The following is a 21,277-nucleotide window of genomic DNA, read 5'->3' as shown; positions in this document are numbered from 1 at the left end:
GTCTATCGCGGCCAGCCCGATCCGGGGTTCTGGCCGCGGCTGTCGGCCAAGGCGACCAATTACCAGTTTCTGCCGGGCGTCGTGACGGGGCTGGCATTGGGGATGGCGCGGCCGTGCTTTGGGCAGACCATTGCCATGCGGCGCGAAACGCTCGAGAAGATCGGCGGCTTCGCGCAGTTCGTGCATCACCTGGCGGAGGATCATGCGATCGGCGAAGCGGTGCGCATGATCGGCGAGAAGGTGGTGATACCGCCGTTCACGGTGTCGCATGCGTGCGTCGAGACCAGCGCCACCAAGCTGATTGCGCACGAATTGCGCTGGAGCCGGACCATCCGCACGATCGATCCGGTCGGCCATTTCGGCTCGGTATTGACGCATCCGCTCGCTTTCGCATTGCTTGCTGCCGCATTCTCGGGTGGTGCGCCGTGGGCATGGCCGCTCGTGGCGGTGGCGCTGCTCGCGCGACTGGCGTTGAAGGTACAGTCGGATCACGCGCTGGGGCAAGCGTATAGCGACTTATGGCTGCTGCCGCTGTGGGATCTCGTGTCGTTTCTGATCTTCGTGGCGAGTTTCTTCTCGACGCGAGTGATCTGGCGAGGCTTCAGCTTCAAGGTGGACGGCGACGGCTTGCTGTCGCCGGTTCAGGACGAGTAGGGCAACGAAGATGCTATCCAAAGACCGCGCACGCCCGCTCCGGCCGCGTGCGCGGATTTCCGCGGCAGTCACGCTCCTTTGAAGCGCAATACCATTTTGCAGCCTGGCTGATTGTCGTGTATTTCCACGTCGGCGTCGTGCACGCGCGCAATGGCTGCAACCAGGCTCAAGCCGAGGCCGTGTCCGGCCGGCGCATGGGCCTGTTGATTCGGACTGCGATAAAACGGCCGCAAGACCGCCTCGCGCTCACCCGCCTCGATGCCGGGCCCCGAATCTGCGACAGACACAATGGGTTCCCCCGCTTCCGTCGTGGCTTCGAGCGTAATCATGCCGCCACGCGGAGTGAACTTGAGCGCGTTATCCAGCAGGTTTTCGACCGCGCCGAACAGCAGGTCTACGTCACCCGTCACCTGAACAGGCTCGTGCCCAAGCACGGTCACTGACAAACCACGATCATCCGCAACGGGTTCGTAGAGATCCACGACATCGCGCAAGACCGTGCTGAGCGACACCTCGCCAAAGCTGGCGCGCCGCCCGTCGGCTTCGATTTCGGCGATTCTGAGCAGTGCGGTGAAGCGGTTCAGCACGATGTCCGATTGCACGATGGCCGCTTCGACGGCGGTCTGGTAATCGTCCACACTGGCCGAACGGCGTCGCGCCCGTTCCAGGCCTGCGCGCAGATGCGTCATCGGCGTGCGCAGGTCGTGCGCGATGCCGGCACACACGCCCCGCACTTCGGCCACGAGCCGCTCTATCTCGTCGAGCATCGTATTGACGATCTCGGCAAGGCGATCCAGATCGTGATGCGTGCCTCGGGTCGGCAGGCGCCGGTTTAGCTGGCCCGCCATGATCTCGCGCCCAGTCACGCTGATGGCCCGGATGCGACGGTTCGACATCGCGTTCAGCGCCGCTCCGCATCCCACAGCAAGGATGATCGTCAACATCAGACCCACGCAGAGCATCTTCACCAGGGTCCGGTCGAAGTCGATGATTTCGTCGATCGAATGCCCCACCACGATGCGCAAGCCGCTCTGGGTCGGCACGATGATGCCGCGAAAATGCGCGTCGATGGCGCGATGGCCGTCTTGCATGACCTGCGTGTAGTAGAACGGTTTGCGGTGCCGGGCAACCGGCAGCGTATGAATATTTCCCGCAAGCCATGTGCCGTCGGCGTCGAACACGCCATAGGGTCTGCTGCTCGCAACATCGCGCCGGCTGAGCGCCGCGATGTCGGCAATCGCCTCCGCGCGGCCAATTGAGTGGAACTCGGCGACCTCTCCCAGCAGCCGCTCGTCGACCTCGTGCAGCAGATAGCTGTGCGTCACCCAGTAAAGCAGGGTGAACAGGACGATAGCCGAACTGATAAACACCGCCAGCAGCCACGTGACGCTGCTGAAGTGCATGCGCGTCTGGCGCTTATTCGCCTGCATGGAGGATATAGCCGACATTTCGAACCGTGTGGATCATCACAGAGAGCCGGCCATTCAGACTGACCTTGCGGCGCAACTGTCCGATATGCATATCGATCACGTTGGTCTGCGCGTTGAAGTGGTAATTCCAGACGGACTCGAACAGCATCGCCCGCGTGACCGGCTGTCCGGCGTGACGCATCATGTATTCGAGCAACTGATACTCGCGCGGCTTGAGCTCGATGACCTCGCCTGCACGCTCGACGTGATGGGTGCTGGTATCGAGGACGAGATCGCCCACGCTTAGTGCGGAGGCTTCGACAGGCGACGAGCGGCGGCGTAGCAATGCATTCAGTCGAGCGGTGAGTTCAAGACTGTCGAATGGTTTGGTCAGATAGTCGTCTCCGCCGGCACGCAGGCCCCGCACGCGCTCGTCGACCGCCGAAAGCGCGCTCAGGATCAACACCGGGGTTTGCTTGCCGACATTGCGCAAGGTGGAGAGGATCGACAGACCGTCGACATCCGGCAGCATGCGGTCCAGCACCACTGCATCGAAATCGCCTTCTAGCGCGCGCAGCAAGCCAGTGTGGCCGCGCGCGACGCTCTCGACGGCAAAGCCATAGTCCTCGAGCGCCGCAGTGACTTCGAGCCGTGTGGGGTCGTCGTCTTCGACAACCAGGATGCGAGGCATGGGGCCCGGCTGGCGGAGGATCGATGCTTCACTTTCCAAGAGGACGTAGTTCCATTAGATGACGCGTCGTTGGGATGCATGCGCAGCGTCGTTGCGGTGTCGCCTGACATCGGGCGTAGGTTCGCGGGCCTCAACGTCTGGCCGCGAAGCGTGCCATGAGTATGTGGCTGTTTCATGACTCGATCTGCGACGCGCCACTTGTCGGCAATCCGTAATAAGAACTTTAACTTCGTAATTTACCCATCACCGGGCATTAATGCGTGGTCTATAGCATCCGGCCTTGTCTGACTCACTGCCCCACCGCCCCATTCAAAAACAAGGATGCATGAACCATGCAACGGGTACGTTCAAAGTTCAATCAGAAACCGCTGACGCAATTCGTTCTTGCGACGCTGTGCGCCGCCGGAGCGCAGGTCTCGCATGCGCAGGCAACCGGCGATCTCGGCTCGGTGCAAAGCACGGCCGTGTCGTCTTCCGATAACAGCGCGCCTGCCGCAAAGAATGCAGAGTCGGCGCCGGCCCAGGCGCCTTCCCAGGGTTCGCTGACGGCCAGCGAACCGAAATCGGTCATCAGCCAGCACTACATACAGAACAGCACGGCGCCCACCTCGAACTACAGCGATATCGTCCAGATCGCGCCTAGCGTGTCGAACATCGACCCGAACGGATCCGGTTTGATGGAGTCGCAAAGCCTCTCCATTCGTGGGTTCCAGGACGGTCAGTACAACGTGACATTCGACGGCATTCCGTTTGGCGACTCCAACGACTTCACCCACCACTCGACCTCGTTCTTCTCGAACCAGGTGCTGGGCAGCATCAATATCGACCGCGGTCCGGGCGACGCCTCGCAGATCGGCTTCGCCACCTTTGGCGGCACGATTGGGTTGGAGTCGAAGGATCCTTCGCTCACGCCGTCGTTTTCGGTGCTGGGTTCATACGGTAGCTGGAACACGTGGATTACCGGCGCGGAACTGAATACGGGCGACATGCAGCAGTGGGGCGATGCCCGCGCGATGGTGGGCTACACGCAGACCGGCAGCGACGGCTACCTGACGGATTCTGCGCAACGTCGTCAGAACGTCTACTTCAAGCTCGAAAAGCCGATTGGCGACAATACTTTAATCACCGTCTTCGCCACCTACAACAATATTCACCAGAATGTGCCGCTCGGCGCAACCGCCGCACAGATTCAGGCCTATGGTCCGAACTTCGGTCTGAACGACAATCCGGCGAGTCAGGCGTTCTCCGGCTACAACGTCGACCTGATCAACACGGACTTCGAGTACATCGACGTTCAGACGAAGGTCGCTCAATGGGTCATCAATAACAAGCTGTACACCTACGGCTACTACCACAACGGCTTTAACGGACTCGATCCGAACGGCGAAACGCCGAACGGCACCAGCCTCGGTGCGAACGATGTGCCGGGTCAGGAGATGAACAACAACTACCGCGCATGGGGCGACGTGCTCACGGCCGAACGGAAGATCGGACCGGGCACGCTGCAGATGGGGGCGTGGATCACGCACCAGTCCAACTTCCGCGACAACTTCAATGTCGACGATTCGTTGAACTTTGCGTTCCTGTCGCAGAACTTCACGATGACCGATACGTTGCTGACGTTCGAGCCTTACCTGCAGTACGCGCTGCAACTCCCCTATGGCCTGACGGTGACGCCGGGTGTGAAGTATGTGTCGTTCAATCGCGATATCGATTCGCCGATGAACCAGAAATCGGGCGATCCGCTCGATTATGGCCATACGTGGACGAAGGTGCTGCCCTCGCTCACGGTCCACGAACAGATTGCTTCCGACTGGAGCGCGTACATCCAGTATGCGCAGGGCTTTCTGGCGCCTAACCTGAATGTGTTCTACGTGCAGAACCCGTCGGTGTCGGGGCAGCCCGATCCGGAGCAAACGGATAACTACCAGATCGGCACGACCTTCAAGACCAACCGTTTGACGGTTTCAGCGGACCTGTACTACATCAACTTCCGCAACGCGGTGACGAGCCGCACGGTGGGCGACAACACGATCTTCACGAATGCCGGCGGCGCGGTGTACAAGGGTTTCGAGTCCGAAGCCACCTTCTCGCTCGGCTACGGTTTCAGCCTCTACGCCAATCTGACGTTCAACTCGGCCAAGCAGAAGAGTACCGGCGACTGGATGCCGAACGCGCCGCAGCAAACCGCTGCAGCCGGCGTGCTCTACGAACACGGCCCGCTCAACGGCTCGCTGATCACGAAGTTTGTGGGCCACCAGTTTGGCGACACCGGCGACACGCAGCCCATTGGCGGCTTTGCGGTGACCAACTTCTCGGCCGCCTACACGATCAAGAGCCTTGCGCCGTGGCTGCATAACACGCGCATCGGCTTCCAGATCGACAACCTGTTCAACCGCACCAGTATCGACGCGCTGGCAGGCTATACCGCTGCCGACAACACGCCGCTGTACTGGACCATCCCGGGCCGTGCCTTCATCGGCACCTTGTCCACCGACTTCTAACCGGAGCTTTCCCATGACCGTCGATACCCTGCTACACCTCGCGAACAATTCGGGCGGCGTTCTGTACGTGATTGCCGCCATGCTGTTCGTCGCCTTGACGATCATCATCGAACGTTGCTGGTTTCTGCAGCGTGCCGCCGGCAGCAGCCGCGCGGCGCTCGAGCAGCTCGACAGACTCGACACGTTCAATGCGGCGACGCTGACCGCCTGCGCCGAGCAGTTTCACGCGCTGCCGATGGCGACGCTGTTCGCCACCGCCGGACGTCTTGCCGGACAGGCCTCGCGCGAAGAGCTCGATGCGTGCCTGGAGGAAGCCATCATGCGCGAAGCGCCGCGCATCGACCGCTTTCTCTGGGTGCTCGACACCATCGTCACACTTGCGCCGCTGCTCGGTCTGTTCGGCACGATCGTCGGCATGTTCAACGCGTTTCAGGTGCTGTCGAACCCAGGCAATGCGCCGACCCAGGTGACGGGCGGCGTGGCCGAGGCGCTGATCGCGACAGCGTCGGGGCTGTTCGTCGCGATGATCGGTCTGGTGTTCTTCAACGGCTTGCACAATCGCGTGCGGGGTGTCGTGCATCAGATGGAGACTGTGAAGGCCGCGCTCGTCAACCGTCTCGCTGGGACGTCGCACGAAGGCTCAAAAGCCGTGCGCGAGGCACCGCGTGCAGTGGTCGGAAAACTTGCGTCGCAGGGAGCGTGACGATGAAGTATTTCGAAGCGCGCAAGGCTCGCATCGAGATCATTCCGATGATCGACATCATGTTTTTTCTGCTGGTGTTTTTCATCATGATCACGCTGCACATGATTCCGAACGCCGGTTTGCGCACACAGTTGCCTTCGAGTACCACGACGCAGTCCTTGCCGCCGCCGAAGGTGACCGTCACGCTCGCGACCGACGGCAGCCTCTCCGTCGATGGCCGCACTTTGAGTCCCGCTGAACTGACGGCGATGCTGGCAGCGAGAGCCGATGCTTCACACACCGTGGTGACGATTGCCGGCTCGAAGCAGGCGCAGATCCAGAAGCTCGTCGCGGTCATGGACGCCTGTCGTGCCGCGGGCGTCTCGCAGATCGCGCTGGCTGCGCAACCCGTGGCGAACTGATATGGCGACTGTCTCCGCCCCCGAGGTTGTGCGGGAACGGCCGCGCCTGATGTCCGCTGCGGTGCTGGCGCTGCTCGCGGAAGTGCTCCTGCTTGGCGGTGCATTTGCGTTTTTGACGCATCGTTCGCCTGCGCCGGCCGAACTGCCGCCGACGTTGCTGACGCTAGCGGCGCCCGCGCCCATGCCGAAACCCGCTGTCGTGCCACCCAAACCGGAGGCGCCAAGCCCCACGCATCCGGTCGTGCCGGTGCATCGTGTGGCGCACGTTGCACCGCCGAAGCCTGCCGCGATCGCGAACCCACGGCCTGAGCCAACGCCCGCGCCGGTCATGCCCGCGGCAACGCCGACTGATCCGCCGCCCGTGCCGCGTCCGCCACCGCCGCCTGCTGCCGCGCCCGCGCCGGCAGTCGTGACTGCCACACCGAGTTTTGAGGGGGCCTTACGCGCGGCCATTCAGGCGGCGCTGCGCTACCCGGAATCGGCGCGTATGGCGGGCATGGCCGGTCGCACGCGGGTCGCGTTTCAGTATCGGGACGGCGAGGTGTCGAACGTGAGCGTCGTGGTGTCCAGCGGCATTGGTTTGCTCGATCGTGCGGCGCTCGCGGCGGTGCGCGATGCGTCGTATCCCAAGCCTGAACCCGCATTTGTCGGCAAGACGCTCGCGGAACAATTGTGGGTCACCTTCAACCTCGACGACCACGAATGACAGCCATCCCGCACTGAGGTTTCGGCATGGCCGGATTAAAGACGCGACGGTTTCAGACCGGAGCGCGATAGCGCTCGTCCGAGTTTCAATCGACATCAACAAACGGAGTCAATTCAAGTGAAAATAAAGCACATTCTGCAAACGCTGACCGTGGGTGGCGTTATCTCTTTGCTTGCCCTTGCCGCGGCGCACGCTGCAACGGTTAAACCCGACGCGCAGTTCGAAGTCGTGAGGCATTATGGTCTGGACGGCGACGAACATTGGGACTACGTAGCGTACGATGCGGTGCGCCATCATCTGTTCATCAGCCGGGACACGCATGTGCAGGTCGTCGATACGCAGACGGGCAAGCTGTTCGGCGAGATCGCGCATACCGATGGGGTGCACGGTTTTGCATTCGTGCAGGACCTTAAGCTCGGCTTCGTGACCAATGGCCGGGCCGATACCATTACCGTCGTCAATCTCGACACGCTGCAGGTGGTCGATACTATCAAGGCCGCAGGCCCGGATCCCGACGGCATTCTCTATGTCCCCTCGCTGCAGCGGATCTTCGTCAGCAACGGGCATGATCAGAGCGTGAGTGAAATCGACGTCGCAACGCGCAAGATCGTCGCCACCTTGCCGGTGGGGGGCAAACCGGAAGCGCTTGCCGCGGACAACCACGGGCATGTCTTCGTCAACGTCGAAGACAAAGGCGAGATCGTCGAAATGGACGGCAGGTCGGCCAGCGTGCTGGCGCATTGGTCGATCGCACCGTGCGAGGAACCGACCGGTCTCGCCATCGACCCCACGAGCGAGCGCCTGTTCTCCGTATGCGCCAACCAGCGCATGATGGTGACGGACGCGGTGTCGGGCCGTCATGTGGCTGAGATTCCGATTGGCGGTCATCCGGACACGGCTGCCTTCGATCCTGCGCTGAAGCTAGCGTTTAGCTCGAATGGCGCGGATGGGACGCTGACGTTGGTGCATGAAGACGATGCGAACCACTACAGCGTCGCACAAAACGTGCAGACGCAAGAGGGCGCGAAAACCATGGCGCTCGACGCCAAGGCACATCGCGTCTATCTCGTGTCGTCGAAGTTCGGCCCTGCGGAAGCGGCTAGCGCCGACACGCCGCATCCGCGACCGAGTGTGATTCCCGGGACCTTCGAGGTACTGGTGGCACAGCGCAAGCCAGCCGGCAGCCGCCATCTCACACCGGATTGATCTCGTCCTGACTACGCCGGGTGGTGCGGGGTCCCAGTACCCGCACCGTCAAGGCCACGGTCAGCAGCGCAGCGGCGATGATGCCGAACATGGCGCCTGCGCCGTACGCACTCAATATCGGCAGCAAGATGAACGGCAGGATGCCGCTGACGATGCGCGACAGCGAATAGGTGCTGCCGATGGCCGTGGAGCGTGCGCCCGCCGGAAATATCTCCGACTGGTACACGTGATAGGCATTACTGAAGACATTCGATGCGCAGGTGGTCAACACACCAAAGCAGACGATCAGCGTGGAATTGTTCGAATAGGCGAAACACAGGCCGCAGGCTGCGATGGCCAGGATCGATACGATCACGAGGGTGCGACGTTCTATCCAGCTGAGAAGCGGAATGGACAGCAGCGAGCCGACCGGGTAGCCCAGAAACGACAGGGCGATAAACAAGGTCCCGTCGGTGACGTCATATCCGCGGCTTTTTACTACCGTGCTGGCCAGTGTGCCAAAGCCGTAATAACCGAATCCTTGCAGCAGGTGGAAGATGGTCAGCATCAGGTAGCGCTTGTCATAGGGCGGGCGGCGCAACAAGGCCACGCGCTCGCGCAACGTGACCGGATGCTGCGTGTTCGCCGCTTCAGGCAGGATGCCCGATATGGTCACCCCCGCGCTTGCGGCGAAGCGCCGAAGCATGGCGTGCGCCTCCTCGACGCGCCCCTGCGCCAGCAACCAGCGCGGACTCTCGGGCAGCTTATGCTGCACGATCAGGACCAGCACAGCCCCCAGGCTGCCGATCACCAGGATGATCCGCCAGCCCGCCACCGCGCCAATGTGCAGCGGATTGAGCCACAGCGCGAGGAACCCCACCAGCGGCACGGCGACATACGAGGTGGTGTAGGCCCACGCGGCCAACCGGCCTCGACGTTCCTTGGGCAGAATCTCGGAGAGGAAGCTATCGGCGACCGGGTAAATCGCGCCTACACCGATGCCGGTGAGCACGCGGCAGATCACGAGCATCCCGGCGTTCACGGAGAACGCACCGGCCAATGAAAACGCGCTGTACCAGACCAGGTTGAACAGGAACGCCTTGCGCCGGCCGATCCGGTCGGCCATGCTGCCGAGACAGAACGAACCGAAAAACATGCCGATAAAGGCCGAGGCCAGCAGGAGCTTGAAGTCGGTGCTGTGTCGGTCGATGCCGTATTCGCCCTGCAGTGCGGTGCCGATCGAGCTGACGAGGAAAATCTCATACATGTCGAAGAACAGGCCGATGCCGATCACCAGCACAACGAATCGATGCAGCGGGCCCACCCGCATGTTGTCCATCCAGTCGCCGAGCGTGAGCGCATGGGTATTTGGCGAGGGCGCCGCATCGGGTGCGGCGCCGGGTGCAGAGGCAGGGAAAGCGGCCTGGGCGCCCGCTCCGCTGCCCAGGCCCAGATTGTTGGCGCTCATGGCGTCTCCTTGATTTATTGGATCATGCTGATGTGCCGCCCACGGTTCTTATGCCTGGTGCGGTGCCGCTGGCTGTGTCATGGCGGGTGCGCGACCTGGGCGCACCCTGCACCACACACCGCGGCAATGACCTTCGCGACTCAGTTCAAGAGTTCGGAAATTTCGATCAGGTTGAGATCGGGATCGCGCACGTACACCGAGCGGATCTTCTGCGTGGCGCCGGTGCGTTCAACCGGCCCCTCGACGATCGGCCACTCCACCTTGTTCAGATGCCTGATCACATCGTCGAGCGGGACGGCGGCAATGAAGCACAAGTCGAGTGCGCCGGGCACGGGGACGTGTGCCTTCGGTTCGAATTCGGATCCGCGAACGTGAAGGTTGATCTTCTGATTGCCGAATCGGAAAGCCAGCCGGCCCGCGCCGAACGTCTCGAGTTCCATCTGCATGACCTGGGTGTAGAAGTGCCGGGTCGCCTCGGGGTCGACACAGGTCAGAACCAGATGATCAAGGTGGTCAATCAATGGCATTGCAAACTCCTGGTTGAACGAAGGCGCGCTACGTCGGAATGCCGCGTCATGTCGTTCATCCTGCTGCATTTCCAGGCGCGCGATAATCGCTGGATTCTCAAGGATGCTTTCCATCCGGGAAAGGCGGCCGCGAGAACCCGCCGGCAAGGCATTGCGGTGGCAGCCTAAGGTTTACCCGCTTAGGCGAGCGACACGACGTGCCGGGGGGTGCCGGCCTGAAATGCGGCGATGTTGTCGATGAGTTGATCGGCCAGCGCCTGAATCGCTTCGTCGCTCGCCCACGCCACGTGCGGCGTCAGAACAAAACCAGGGTGCGACAGGATTTCCTGGAACGGATGGTCGAGCGGCATCGGTTCTTGCGTCACGACATCGAAGCCGGCCCCCGAGATCATCCCCGACTTCAAGGCTGCAACGAGTGCGGTCTCGTTCACCAACCCGCCGCGCGCGGTGTTGATCAGCAGCGGCTTGCGCTTCATCTGAAGAAATTCGGCTTTCCCGATCAGGTCCCGCGTGGCGGGCGTCAAGGGACAATGCAAGGAAATGATGTCGCTCGTCTCAAGCATCTCCTGGAACGGTGTATAGAGCGGACCCATATCCGCGCGGCCTTTATAAGCGGAGAAGAGAACGCGAAGTCCGAGCGCGCGTCCGATATCGGCAACGGCGCGTCCGAGCGCCCCATCGCCGATGATTCCCAGCGTGGTGCCGCTCAGGTCGCGGATGGGAAAGTCGAAGAAGCAGAACTGGTTCGCCTCCAGCCAGCGGCCGGCGCTTACCGCGTCGCGGTAAGCCACGAGGCTGCGCCGCAGTGCAAAGATCAGCGCAAACGTGTGCTCGGGGACGGTGTGCGTGGCGTAGTTCCGGATGTTGCTCACCACGATTCCCCGCTCGCGACAGGTCGTGAGGTCGACATTGTCCGTACCTGTCGCGGCGATGGCGATCATTTTCAGGTGCTTCGCCTGTTCCAGGTCCGAACGGGTGAGGCGAACCTTGTTCACGATGACGATATCCGCATTCGCGATGCGAACCGCAACCGACTCAGCGGGTGTGTTTTGGAAAACCTCAAGGGAATGCGGGAAGGGGAGTGCCTTGAGTACGGTTTGGGGGGAAATGGTTGCGCGGTCAAGGAAGACGACCTTCAGGGGGGCGGGAGCGTTTGGCATGATCGATCTGCAGTGTGGCGTTAGACGTTCGGTGTCGAATCCCCTCCATTGTGAACGGCGCCTGGCGCTGCGGTTTGCTCGATCCTCAACGACGCTTTCCCTAAGGGAAAGGGGCGCTCGAAGTCACGATGAGTGCGGAGACCGGAGCCAGCATGGCCATTCTCATTGGAGCATTTTCCTTGGGATTGCTTGTGAAATTCAGGAACGAGCGACTGTACCGGCAGCGTGACGCTCGAAGCGCCCCCATTCTCGCGCGTGCCGTGTGCGAACACGCGCGAGAGAGAAATCCGCGCTAGCGCGTCAGGCTTCGATCGCAGACGCCTGGTCCTGCGCAGTTCGGCGGAGCTCGATCGCCTGGATCAGTCGCCTGATGGAGTTCGAGATGAAGTCGAGGGTCGGCTTGTCCGTGAAGATCCCGTTTTCGACCTTCTTGTTGACGTGCGGAATGACGATTTCCGGCATAGGCACAACGTGGCAAAGCATTGAACTCAGCGTTTCCCGCAGTTGATACTGCGCGCGGACGCCCCCAAGCGCGCCCGGCGAGATCGTGCAGAAGATAACCGGCTTGTTCTCGAAGCAGCTCGCAAATGCGGGCCGGGAGAGCCAGTCCAAGGTGTTCTTCAGGACACCAGGTATGCCGTGATTGAACTCCGGCGCAACAATGACGACGCCGTCGCTTTGCTCGACGAGGTGGCGTCCCGTTGCGACCGCTGCCGGCAGACCGGCTTCTTCGATATCCTGGTTGTAGTGCGGGAAGTCGCCGATATTCAACAGATCGAGACCGTGCCCGTGGGAGTGAAGCTGCTGGCCGAACGCGTTCAGCACGGTGGACGAGAAAGACGCCTGACGCAGGCTACCCGACAGGCCAACAAATTTGAACGATGTTTTCATGAGCTTGTAGACGAACAACAGGGAAGAGGGACTGGGCAATAAAGAGGATTCGACTATAGCCAACGCGAACACAAGCGGTCGGACATGCACTTTCGAGTTTCGGTCAAATGGTCTACTCGTTGGTCTGACGAAAATGTTCGACCGCGAGATCGATGAATGCCTTGACCTTGAGCGACTGGAATTTGCGGGTCGAGTACACGATCCGGAACTCCCTATCGGCCAGGTGATATTCAGGCAAGATGCGCTGCAAGCGTCCCGTCCGTATGTCGTCCTCAACGAGGTAGGCCGAGAGCGTGGCAATACCCATTCCGGCCAGTGCGCTCGCACGCAACATGCCGATGTTGTTGCACACGAAGGACGTTTTTGGCTGCACGGCGATCGACGTGCCGTCCGCCGCGTGGAAAATCACCTCTTCGCTGCTGTGTTCGGTACGAAAAGCTAGGTAGGGATGATCGGCCAGCTCCGACGGGTGTATGGGCGTGCCATGTTCGGCGAGATAGCCGGGCGCGGCGCAGATGTGAAAATCGGTGGTCGCGAGGTGTCGTGACACGAGGCTCATGGCATTGATGCGGCGCGCGGCGAGAATGCCAAGATCGAACTCTTCCTCGATCAGATCGACCGGGCGATCGGCAAGGACAAGGTCTACGATGACATTCGGATAGGCACGCTGATAGGCCGCAAGCACCGGCGCGAGCTTGTGCTGGGCAAAGAGCGCAGGCGCGGCGACGCGGATGCGTCCCGACGTGCTGACCGCATTCGCCGAGAGCATGAGGTATGTCTCTTCGATTTCACCGAGGATCTGCCGACAGCGTTCCAGATAGATCCGCCCGGGTTCGGTCAGCGACATCTTGCGTGTGGTTCGTTGCAGCAAGCGGGTGCCGAGGTGATCCTCGAGTTCGGAAATGATCCGGCTTGTTCTCGGCACCGCCATATCCAGCGCTTCGGAGGCCCGTGCGAAGCTGTTGAACTCCGCGACTTTGACGAAGACTCGCATCGAATTCAAGGCATCCACGTTGCATTCTCCCGAGCATTGTTAAGGGTGAGGGCCTTGATGCTGCGCCCTGACTACCGGACGCACTCTATCGCGCGGTGTTTCGCTCGACGGGTCAAACGCTTTCGAATTTCGGACATTCGACCTTTTCGGGTCGGCCGCGGGCATCACGGAGCCGTTCGAACAGTGCGTCAAAATGCCACGCAACTTCGCCACCCATCTGGATATGCCCCTATCGAAGTGATAGACTTCCGCGCGTTATTGCGCCCAAACGACATGACCTTCTACAACCGCAAATACCTGACTGCATGGCTTGGCCTGATCGCCATGTGGCTCATCGTATTCGCGCCGGTCGTGAGTCAACTGGTCGTCTCGGCACGCGCGGATGAACCCGTCGCCGCGCTTTGTTCTGCTGCTCAACCTGGTAGTCCAGAGCATCACGATCCCGTCAGTTCACTGGACGCCTGCGGTTATTGCAACCTGTTGGCGCATCATGTGGTGGCGCCGCCTGTTCCTCCCGCTGCGCTGTCTCTCTTCGTACTCACGAGTGCCGCTGCTGCGCCGGTTCTGAATATCCGCTTTACGCCACTCGGCGCTTTTCCTTCCGGTCGTCCACGCGACCCGCCTGCCGTTTCCTGATCGCCGTTATTGCTGCTGGCCGTGCCTAGCCATGCGCCCATGAAGGGCGCGCGCGGCCGCTTGTCCAATGCATTCAGGAAACCTTCATGTTTAACTTCGCTTTGCGAAGGCGGCCCCTTTGCGCGCGCAAACGGGCACGCTCTGTCTCGCCTGTCACGCTCGGCTTGCTGCCGCTTTCCGTCATGCCGTCATTCGCTCAGGCCGGCGATATCGCCAGTGGCGTTACATTGCCTTCGGTGACCATTACTGCGAGTGCACCCAACCCCATCACAGTCGATCCCAATCTGCCGGCCACCGTCGAGACGGTCACCCCCGCCCAGTTCCAGAACTGGAACGTGGTGAACAGCGAGGACGTGTTGCAGTACATGCCTAACCTCGCGGTACGCAAGCGTTTTATCGGCGACCTGAATTCGATCATCGCCGTGCGCGGCACGAGCAATAGCCAAAGCGCGCGAGGACTCGTCTACGCAGACGGTTTGTTGCTGAGCAACCTGCTCGGCAATAGCTATTCGTTTCCACCGGCATGGTCGATGGTGGCGCCTGACGAAATCCAGCAGGTGAGCGTGATCTACGGTCCGTTCTCCGCCGCCTATCCGGGCAATTCGCTGGGCGCGACGGTGCTGATTACCACGCGTATGCCGACGCATTTTCAGGCGGAAGCCGACGTCAAGGGATTTACCCAGCATTTCAGCCTGTTCGGCGTGAACGGGAACTTCAACGGCAGCGAGGCGAGTGCGTCGATCGGCGACAAGGTCGGCAATTTCTCGTATCGGCTCGACGCGAATCATCTCGAGAACACCAGTCAACCGCTGCAGTTCGGGACACTCGCCAGGTCGAACACACTGGCCAAAGCCGGCGACATCCCCGTTACCGGTGCGTATTTCTACAACAACCAGACCAACACGCCGACTGCGGTACTGGGTGTGAATGGGGAAGGTATCGAGCACTCGATCAACGACCAGTTCAAGCTGAAGATGCAGTACGACTTCACGCCGACGCTGCAAGGCGGCTTGACGCTGGGCTATTGGCATCACAGCTATAACAGCCAGACGTCGACATTCCTGCGCGATGACAATGGCAATCCGGTGTATAGCGGCAACGTCAATATCGGGGGCTACGAATACCGGATTCCCGCGGCCGAATTTGCACCCAGCTCGGGCTACAGCGAAAACTGGCTCTATGGCGTCACGCTGAAAACGCGCAACGCGACGGGCTGGAATGGCGAAGCGATTGCTTCCTACTACGATATCGGCAGCAGCGTCGCGCGCACGGCGAACTCAGGCGCGCCCGGCAACGGTCCAGGGAGCGTGACCTTCGGCGACGGCACCGGCTGGAAGACGCTCGATCTGAAGACGACGTATACGCCGGCTACGCCTGCAGCCGGTCTGGCGAACCATGCGCTGACCTTCGGCTATCACTACGACAACTACTTCCTCGACAACACCACGTACAACACGCTCAACTGGCAGGACGGCGCGGGCAACGCATTCGCTAACGCGTTTGCGGGCAAGACCCAGACGCAAGCCGTCTACGCGCAGGACGCCTGGCGTTTCCTGCCGCGCTGGAAGCTCGTGTATGGGGCGCGCTATGAGGATTGGCAAGCCTACGACGGTTCACAGGCGATCGCCGGCACGCGGGTGCCTTATAGCGATGTGAGCGACCAGCATGTCTCGCCCAAGGCATCGCTCTCGTTCGATTTCACCAACGATCTGACGTTGCGCGCATCCATTGGCCGGGCCTACCGCTTTCCGACCGTCAGCGAGCTGTTTCAAGGGCAGATCAACGGTTCCTCGATCGTCAACAACAATCCGAACCTGAGGCCGGAAAACGATCTTTCGAAAGAGCTCACCGCCGAATGGGCTCACTGGAACGGCCTGTTCCGTTTCACACTGTTCCAGGACGACGTCAAGAATACGATCTTCAGCCAGACCGATACGACGGTCGTGCCTAACGTCACGAACTTCCAGAACATCGGCGAGGTGCGTTCGCGCGGCGTCGAGACGAGCTATGCGGGGGAGGACGTCGTGGTGCGCGGGCTGGATCTCATGACGAGCGTGGCTTACACGCAATCGAAGATTCTTGCTAACGCCCAGAATCCGGCGACCGTCGGTAAGTACTTCTACCGCATTCCGTTGTGGCGTGCCGATCTGGTGGCGAGCTATCGCCTGGACGGGCGCTCGACGGTCACCGCGGGCGTGCATTACTCGGGCCGGCAATACAACACGCTGACCAATACCGACACCAATCCGGACGTCTTCGGCGGCACCAGCAGTTACACCGTCGCCGACGTGAAATACACGTTCAAGCCCACGAAGCTCAGCGAGATCGGTATCGGCATCGACAACCTGTTCGATGAGCGCTACTTCGTCTATCACCCGTACCCGGGCCGCACGTTCTACGTGGAAGGCAAGCTGCGCCTGTGAAGTCGGGTCCGAGCTTTAGTCTACGTTTAGCTAATCAGGAGAATTGAATGTCCGCGACCACGACGCACTCCGTGTCTTCGGCACGCAGCACAGCCGGTGCCGGCTATCGAACCTTATGGCGCTGGCATTTCTACGCCGGCCTCTTCGTGATGCCGTTCCTGGTGGTTCTGGCCATCACCGGCACGCTGTACTGCTTTCAGCCGCAAATCGAACCGCTGTTGTACCGGCATCGCCTGGTCGTCGAGCCGCAAGCGCGACCGCGTCTGAGCGAAGACGCGTTGCTGGCGAGCGCCCGCAAGGCGATGCCTGAAGGTGCGCTGGCGACGACCGCGGCCATCGATCAGAACCCTGCACGCAGCGCCGAATTTGTGTTTCGCTTGCCGAGCGGCGAAAAGCAAAGCGTCTATCTGAATCCGTACACAGGAGCGTTGCTTGGCACGCTTAGCGTGGAGCACCGCTTCATGCAGGTGGACCGCATGCTCCATCGCAAGCTGTTACTGGGCAAGCCCGGCGAACTCTTGATGGAGCTGGCCGCCTGCTGGACGCTCGTGATGATCGGTACCGGCGTCGCCCTGTGGTGGCCGCGCGAGACGACGACGTTGCGCGACGCGTTATGGCCGCGCTTCGCGCTTAAGGGGCGTGCGCTCTGGAAGAGTTTGCACGCGGTGTTGGGCATCTGGCTTGCGCTTGGCGCCTTGGCCTTCGTGCTGACGGGGTTACCCTGGTCGGGGTCGTGGGGAAAGCAGTTCAAGGCGCTGGCGACCAGTGCCCATCTCGGCGCACCGCCTGGCTCGTGGGGTGGGCTTCCGTTGCAGTCCACTTTGCCTGGGAGGAGCGATGGGAAACCTGCGCCGGCTAATGTCGCCCACCATGAATCCTCCATGGAGTCGATGCCGGGCATGACGATGGACGACCTGCCGCTGCCCACGACACCGTGGGCGGTGGGCAATGTACCGGTGCCGAATTCGCGCAGTGACGACGCTCAAGGTCACTTTCCACTCGGACGTGTGGTGGCCCTGGTGGCGTCGCTCGGTGTGGCGGGTGGCTACGATATTGTGCTGCCTGCCTCGGCAAGCGGTGTTTATACGGTGTCCTACTTTCCACCGGATCCGCAGCAGGAGCGCACGCTTTATATCGACCAATATAGCGGTGCAGTCCTCAAGGACATTCGTTATGCGGACTACGGCGCGGTGTCGAAGGCCGTCTCTTACGGCACCTCGCTTCATATGGGCCGCTATTTCGGGCTGGTCAACCAGATATTGTGCGTGCTGATCTCACTGGGTCTTGCCGCCATGGCGGTGACCGGTTGCATGATGTGGTGGAAGCGCCGTCCTGCGCGCTCGCTCGGCGCACCAGGCCGCGCACGCGCCGTGCCGCCCATGCGTGCATGGAAGGCCGGCCTGGTGTTCCTTGGAGTCCTGTTTCCGTTGATGGGCGCCAGCATGCTCGCAGTCTGGATGGCCGATCGAACCTTCTTTGGCCGTGCGGCATAGCGTTTGGGTTCTTGAGCACGTGACGCTCGCCGCCCAGACGCGTGGATGCGCGACGCCGCGAGCGGCGGTGCGTCGCGCTGCCGGTTATTCGCCGATGATGTGCGCGACGATGTCGCGGCTTTGAGGATGCTGCCGATGCTCGAACAGGTAGATGCCTTGCCACGTACCGAGCGTCATGCGTCCATGCTCGATCGGCACGGATAGCTGCACTTGCGTGAGGGCGGTGCGCAAATGTGCGGGCATGTCGTCGAGCCCCTCGGTATCGTGCTCGTAGCGGTTGCGGTCTTCCGGCGCGATGGTGCCGAAGTAGGTTTCCAGGTCGCGTTGCACGGACGGATCGGCGTTCTCCTGAATCAGAAGAGAGGCCGACGTATGACGGCAAAACAGCGTCAGGATACCGATCTCGATCTGCTGCTCTTCGACGAACTCGCGGACCTCCGCCGTAAATTCGACGAGTCCACGTACGGGCGCCCTGACGTGAAAATGACGAATGGCTTGCTGCATTGAATCGACTCCTGCCTGGCCGGTTTCATGGGATGCGAAGCACGGGTGCGCCGGCCTGGGTGAAGGGGCGGCAACCGCGCAAGACGATGCGACGAGTATGCCACGCCCTACGGTCCACAGCGCCGGACACGACAGCACCTTCCGCGGCGCGAGTGACGTGCCGGGCCGGCCGTCGCCAGGCAGAACCGGCAACGCGCTTTGATCAGGACTCCCGTGGAGATAGGGCGCCGCAGCCAGGATCGTGTGATTCAGCGCCCGCTGAACTTGCCTTCAATTACCGTTTTCGTCTAATGATTGAAGACGTCGCGCAATCGTTTGCGCGTTGCCGGCAAACGCCGAAGGTTCACAAAAAGCCGTACAAACAGGCTGACGGCGCTGAACTTTATGCATTGCGGGCCGATAACCAGCTATGAGGCGGAAGCGTTCGATCGGTGTCGTGGGCGACATCAACGCGCTGTGCCCAGAATTCGAACCGGAGAATGAGGTATGGGGGCAGATCTGCATGTGGCCGACGAACGTACGAGCTTGACCAGCTCGAACAAATTCGAATTGCTGCTGTTTCGCCTTGGATCGGTCCCCGACAGCGACGCGCATGAGCTCTACGGAATCAACGTCTTCAAGATTCGCGAGATTTCGACGATGCCGTCCGTGACGCCGATTATGGGCGCGTCGGAGTTCGTGATGGGCGCGGTCGACATCCGCGGCCAGATCATTCCCGTGATCGATCTGCCGCGTCTGATGGGTTGCGAGCCGACGCGCGGCCGCAACATCCTGCTGGTGACGGAATTCGCTCGCTCCACGCAGGCATTCGCGGTTGAAGAAGTGGACGATATCGTTCGCCTCGAATGGAATCAGGTGCTGACCGCCGAAGGCGCCGCCGCCGGCAAGTCGATCACGAGCATCGCGCGGATCGACGGCAATACCGGCGACTCGCGGCTCGCGCAGGTGATCGACGTCGAGCAGGTGCTGCGAGATGTGTTTCCGTCGCAACATCCGGCGGTCGACCCGAAGTCCGTCGGCGATCATCTGCAGATGCCTGCCGGCGCCAAGATTCTCGCGGCCGACGACTCGGGATTCGCACGCAAACTGATCGAGCAAGCCTTAGGCGCGATCGGCGCCGAGTACATCATGGCGAAGACCGGCGAAGAGGCCTGGAACATGATGCAGCAGATCGCGCGCGAAGCCCAGACCGAGAAGGTCAGAGTGCGGGACAAGATCGCACTCGTGCTGACCGACCTTGAAATGCCGGAAATGGACGGCTTTACGCTCACGCGACACATCAAGGGCGATGCGCGGATGCGCGACATTCCCGTGGTGATTCATTCGTCGCTCACCGGGGCGGCCAACGAAGCGCACGTCAGAAACGCGGGCGCGAACGGTTATATCGCCAAGTTTGCCGCCGGCGAACTGGCCCAGGCGCTGCGCCAGGCGCTCGCGGGATCCACCGCGGAGTTTCAGATTCAACCGGCCTGAGACGCGCGCGTCGGGTTGCCCGTCAACCCGGCGCGCCTCAATTCGACACGTGCAGGTTCTTCGATAGCACGGTGCCGGTCTGCGGGCTGATCAGCCAGACCGCCTGAATCTCCGTGTAGAGGATCGAGGTGCGGGTCGTGATGTCGGTCGGCTCGTCGTCAGTCGGATCGCTGTGCTCGCGCTGGTCGCTCAGGTAAGGCGGCGCCAGGCTGCACATCAGCGCAATTGCGAAGTCGCCATCCACTTTGGCGAAGGTCGCCGCCGGTAGCGTGAGGTGGCCGCGAATCCTGGTTTTGCCGGTTGCGTCGGACTTGAGTCCAATGAGATCGATCTGCTGGATAAAGCCCTTCGCCTTTGCTTCCGCCGCCACCGTCAGTCCCCGGCCATCGGGTCCGTCGACGGTTTTCTTCAGCAGGATCGCGCCGGGTATGTCTTCGTTAGCCAGGTCCGCGTCGATCGTCAGCACGTGGCTCTTCGACTGGTACAGCACGCCGTAGGGGATGGGGACGACGAACACCAGTTCGCGGTCGAGGCTGGCTTGTGTCAGGCCAAGATCGTGCTGTGCCTTCCGGTAAGGAATCAGCGCACGGATACGGTCGCGCAACGACGGTGCGTTGCCATGGATGCTGTGTTTGGCCAACGTGTTCCGGATGGCAACCGGGTCGTCGCCGACAATTGGCCGTGCCGCGAGGACCTCGGCAATGGCAGCGCTCGCCGCCCCGCTGGCGGCAGCGGCGGTCGATGCCGCCGCGGGTGTCGCAGCGTGTGCGAGGACCGACACGCAGGCCAGCAGGCAAGCCGTGTTGAAGCGAATCAGTCTGGTTTTCAGGTTGGACACAGTGACACCCTCCGGTACGGCAGGAGTCTATCGTAACGGCTGGGCGTTCAACATCGCCGAGCGTGCGGCCCACGTGAAATCAGCCGTCGTGGCATCATCTGATGCACCTTCCCCCCACCGCAGGAGTCTATGCCATGGCGACTTATATCGTCTTCACGCGAGAAAGCACACAGGACCAGAGCGAACTCGACATTTACAGCAGCAAGGTCGGTCCTACCTTCAAGGGCCATGCGGTCAAGATTCTCGCCGCTTACGGACAGCAGCAGGTGCTAGAGGGCGATGCCCCCGAGGGCGTCGTGATCGTGGAGTTTCCGACCACAGCGGAGGCGCGTGCCTGGTACGACAGCCCCGCCTATCAGGAAGTCGCGCAGCACCGCTTCAAGGGCTCGCGCTATCGCGCCGTCCTCGTCGAAGGCGTGTAACACGCGCGCATTGCGCTGTCCGTAGGATGCGCAATGCGCGGTTTTTCTCGCACCATGTTAACGATGGCAGGCGGAGCAAGGCCCGAGATGCATAGGACTACTTACGCCGACAACGAATAAAACGGCCCGGCGAAAGTCGGCTAAGGCTCACGCGCTACGCGTGCGGTACGTCATGAATATATGCACAAATAGATC

General features: G+C 61.4%; 20 protein-coding genes. 11 read left to right on the top strand and 9 right to left on the bottom strand.

The features are described 5' to 3' along the window. Nucleotides 1-654, top strand: a 654-nt coding sequence (locus P3T42_RS31760) for a glycosyltransferase (protein WP_429308296.1), incomplete at its 5' end; no start/stop codon positions are given. 68 nt (nt 655-722) lie between these two features. On the opposite strand, the gene P3T42_RS31755 is transcribed toward P3T42_RS31760, so the two are convergent. Together P3T42_RS31755 and P3T42_RS31750 are read right to left on the bottom strand one after the other, a co-directional pair. Next, nucleotides 723-2,084 (bottom strand): sensor histidine kinase, encoded by a 1,362-nt coding sequence (locus tag P3T42_RS31755; protein WP_171991648.1) that lies wholly within the window; start codon nt 2,082-2,084, stop codon nt 723-725. Further along, nucleotides 2,071-2,754 (bottom strand): response regulator transcription factor, encoded by a 684-nt coding sequence (locus P3T42_RS31750; protein WP_074296732.1) that lies wholly within the window; start codon nt 2,752-2,754, stop codon nt 2,071-2,073. The genes P3T42_RS31755 and P3T42_RS31750 overlap by 14 nt, the downstream gene beginning before the upstream one ends. A 332-nt stretch (nt 2,755-3,086) precedes the next feature. On the opposite strand from P3T42_RS31750, the gene P3T42_RS31745 reads away from it, so the two are divergent. The 5 genes from P3T42_RS31745 (at nt 3,087) to P3T42_RS31725 (ending at nt 8,274) form a co-directional block, all read left to right on the top strand. Then, nucleotides 3,087-5,258: a TonB-dependent receptor gene (locus P3T42_RS31745; protein ID WP_074296730.1), complete on the top strand. Its 2,172-nt coding sequence runs from the start codon at nt 3,087-3,089 to the stop codon at nt 5,256-5,258. Between the two features lie 13 nt (nt 5,259-5,271). Beyond that, entirely contained in the window at nt 5,272-5,961 is a 690-nt protein-coding gene (locus tag P3T42_RS31740) for a MotA/TolQ/ExbB proton channel family protein (protein WP_429308295.1), read from the top strand. A 2-nt stretch (nt 5,962-5,963) separates the two neighbouring features. Next, a complete protein-coding gene (locus P3T42_RS31735) occupies nt 5,964-6,362 on the top strand; it encodes an ExbD/TolR family protein (protein WP_074296725.1) in 399 nt (132 codons plus the stop codon). A 1-nt stretch (nt 6,363) separates the two neighbouring features. Then, on the top strand, nt 6,364-7,068 hold the full coding sequence (locus tag P3T42_RS31730; RefSeq protein WP_429308294.1) for a TonB family protein: 705 nt from the start codon (nt 6,364-6,366) through the stop codon (nt 7,066-7,068). Between the two features lie 117 nt (nt 7,069-7,185). Continuing rightward, a complete protein-coding gene (locus P3T42_RS31725; protein ID WP_429308293.1) occupies nt 7,186-8,274 on the top strand; it encodes a hypothetical protein in 1,089 nt (362 codons plus the stop codon). Here the strand turns inward: P3T42_RS31725 and P3T42_RS31720 are convergent. The 5 genes from P3T42_RS31720 to P3T42_RS31700 all read right to left on the bottom strand — a co-directional run bounded on the left by P3T42_RS31720 (nt 8,261) and on the right by P3T42_RS31700 (nt 13,293). Then, a complete protein-coding gene (locus P3T42_RS31720; protein ID WP_429308292.1) occupies nt 8,261-9,721 on the bottom strand; it encodes an MFS transporter in 1,461 nt (486 codons plus the stop codon). The genes P3T42_RS31725 and P3T42_RS31720 overlap by 14 nt on opposite strands. A gap of 140 nt (nt 9,722-9,861) precedes the next feature. Beyond that, complete coding sequence (locus P3T42_RS31715; RefSeq protein ID WP_429308291.1) at nt 9,862-10,248, bottom strand: VOC family protein; 387 nt, start codon at nt 10,246-10,248, stop codon at nt 9,862-9,864. 179 nt (nt 10,249-10,427) lie between these two features. Next, the gene (locus P3T42_RS31710) at nt 10,428-11,408 is read right to left on the bottom strand and encodes a D-2-hydroxyacid dehydrogenase (protein WP_429308290.1); all 981 of its coding nucleotides are present in this window, start codon (nt 11,406-11,408) and stop codon (nt 10,428-10,430) included. 300 nt (nt 11,409-11,708) lie between these two features. Further along, nucleotides 11,709-12,362, bottom strand: a complete 654-nt coding sequence (locus P3T42_RS31705; protein WP_429308289.1) for an NADPH-dependent FMN reductase — start codon at nt 12,360-12,362, stop codon at nt 11,709-11,711. Between the two features lie 49 nt (nt 12,363-12,411). Next, nucleotides 12,412-13,293 (bottom strand): LysR family transcriptional regulator, encoded by an 882-nt coding sequence (locus tag P3T42_RS31700; protein ID WP_429308307.1) that lies wholly within the window; start codon nt 13,291-13,293, stop codon nt 12,412-12,414. 273 nt (nt 13,294-13,566) lie between these two features. Between P3T42_RS31700 and P3T42_RS31695 the strand changes: the two genes are divergently transcribed. The 3 genes from P3T42_RS31695 to P3T42_RS31685 all read left to right on the top strand — a co-directional run bounded on the left by P3T42_RS31695 (nt 13,567) and on the right by P3T42_RS31685 (nt 17,845). After that, nucleotides 13,567-13,929, top strand: coding sequence for a DUF2946 domain-containing protein (locus tag P3T42_RS31695; protein ID WP_429308306.1), 363 nt, complete (start codon nt 13,567-13,569; stop codon nt 13,927-13,929). 182 nt (nt 13,930-14,111) lie between these two features. After that, entirely contained in the window at nt 14,112-16,352 is a 2,241-nt protein-coding gene (locus P3T42_RS31690) for a TonB-dependent receptor (protein ID WP_429308288.1), read from the top strand. A 47-nt stretch (nt 16,353-16,399) separates the two neighbouring features. Continuing rightward, complete coding sequence (locus P3T42_RS31685) at nt 16,400-17,845, top strand: PepSY-associated TM helix domain-containing protein (RefSeq protein ID WP_429308287.1); 1,446 nt, start codon at nt 16,400-16,402, stop codon at nt 17,843-17,845. A gap of 84 nt (nt 17,846-17,929) precedes the next feature. Here the strand turns inward: P3T42_RS31685 and P3T42_RS31680 are convergent, their stop codons facing one another. Further along, nucleotides 17,930-18,349: a secondary thiamine-phosphate synthase enzyme YjbQ gene (locus P3T42_RS31680; RefSeq protein ID WP_074296704.1), complete on the bottom strand. Its 420-nt coding sequence runs from the start codon at nt 18,347-18,349 to the stop codon at nt 17,930-17,932. A gap of 486 nt (nt 18,350-18,835) precedes the next feature. Between P3T42_RS31680 and P3T42_RS31675 the strand changes: the two genes are divergently transcribed. After that, entirely contained in the window at nt 18,836-19,822 is a 987-nt protein-coding gene (locus tag P3T42_RS31675) for a chemotaxis protein (RefSeq protein WP_429308286.1), read from the top strand. 37 nt (nt 19,823-19,859) lie between these two features. On the opposite strand, the gene P3T42_RS31670 is transcribed toward P3T42_RS31675, so the two are convergent. Further along, nucleotides 19,860-20,660: a hypothetical protein gene (locus P3T42_RS31670; protein WP_074296699.1), complete on the bottom strand. Its 801-nt coding sequence runs from the start codon at nt 20,658-20,660 to the stop codon at nt 19,860-19,862. A 134-nt stretch (nt 20,661-20,794) separates the two neighbouring features. Here P3T42_RS31670 and P3T42_RS31665 point away from each other — a divergent pair, with 134 nt between their 5' ends. Then, nucleotides 20,795-21,082 carry a DUF1330 domain-containing protein gene (locus P3T42_RS31665; RefSeq protein WP_074296697.1) on the top strand — a complete coding sequence of 96 codons (288 nt, stop codon included), beginning with the start codon at nt 20,795-20,797 and terminating at the stop codon, nt 21,080-21,082. Nucleotides 21,083-21,277 lie beyond the last annotated feature (195 nt).

Origin of the sequence: Paraburkholderia sp. GAS38, assembly GCF_050434965.1 — a bacterium.
Taxonomy (GTDB): domain Bacteria; phylum Pseudomonadota; class Gammaproteobacteria; order Burkholderiales; family Burkholderiaceae; genus Paraburkholderia; species Paraburkholderia phenazinium_A.
The sequence above is the reverse complement of the archived record's forward strand: the minus strand, read 5'-3'. Positions and strand labels throughout refer to the sequence as shown.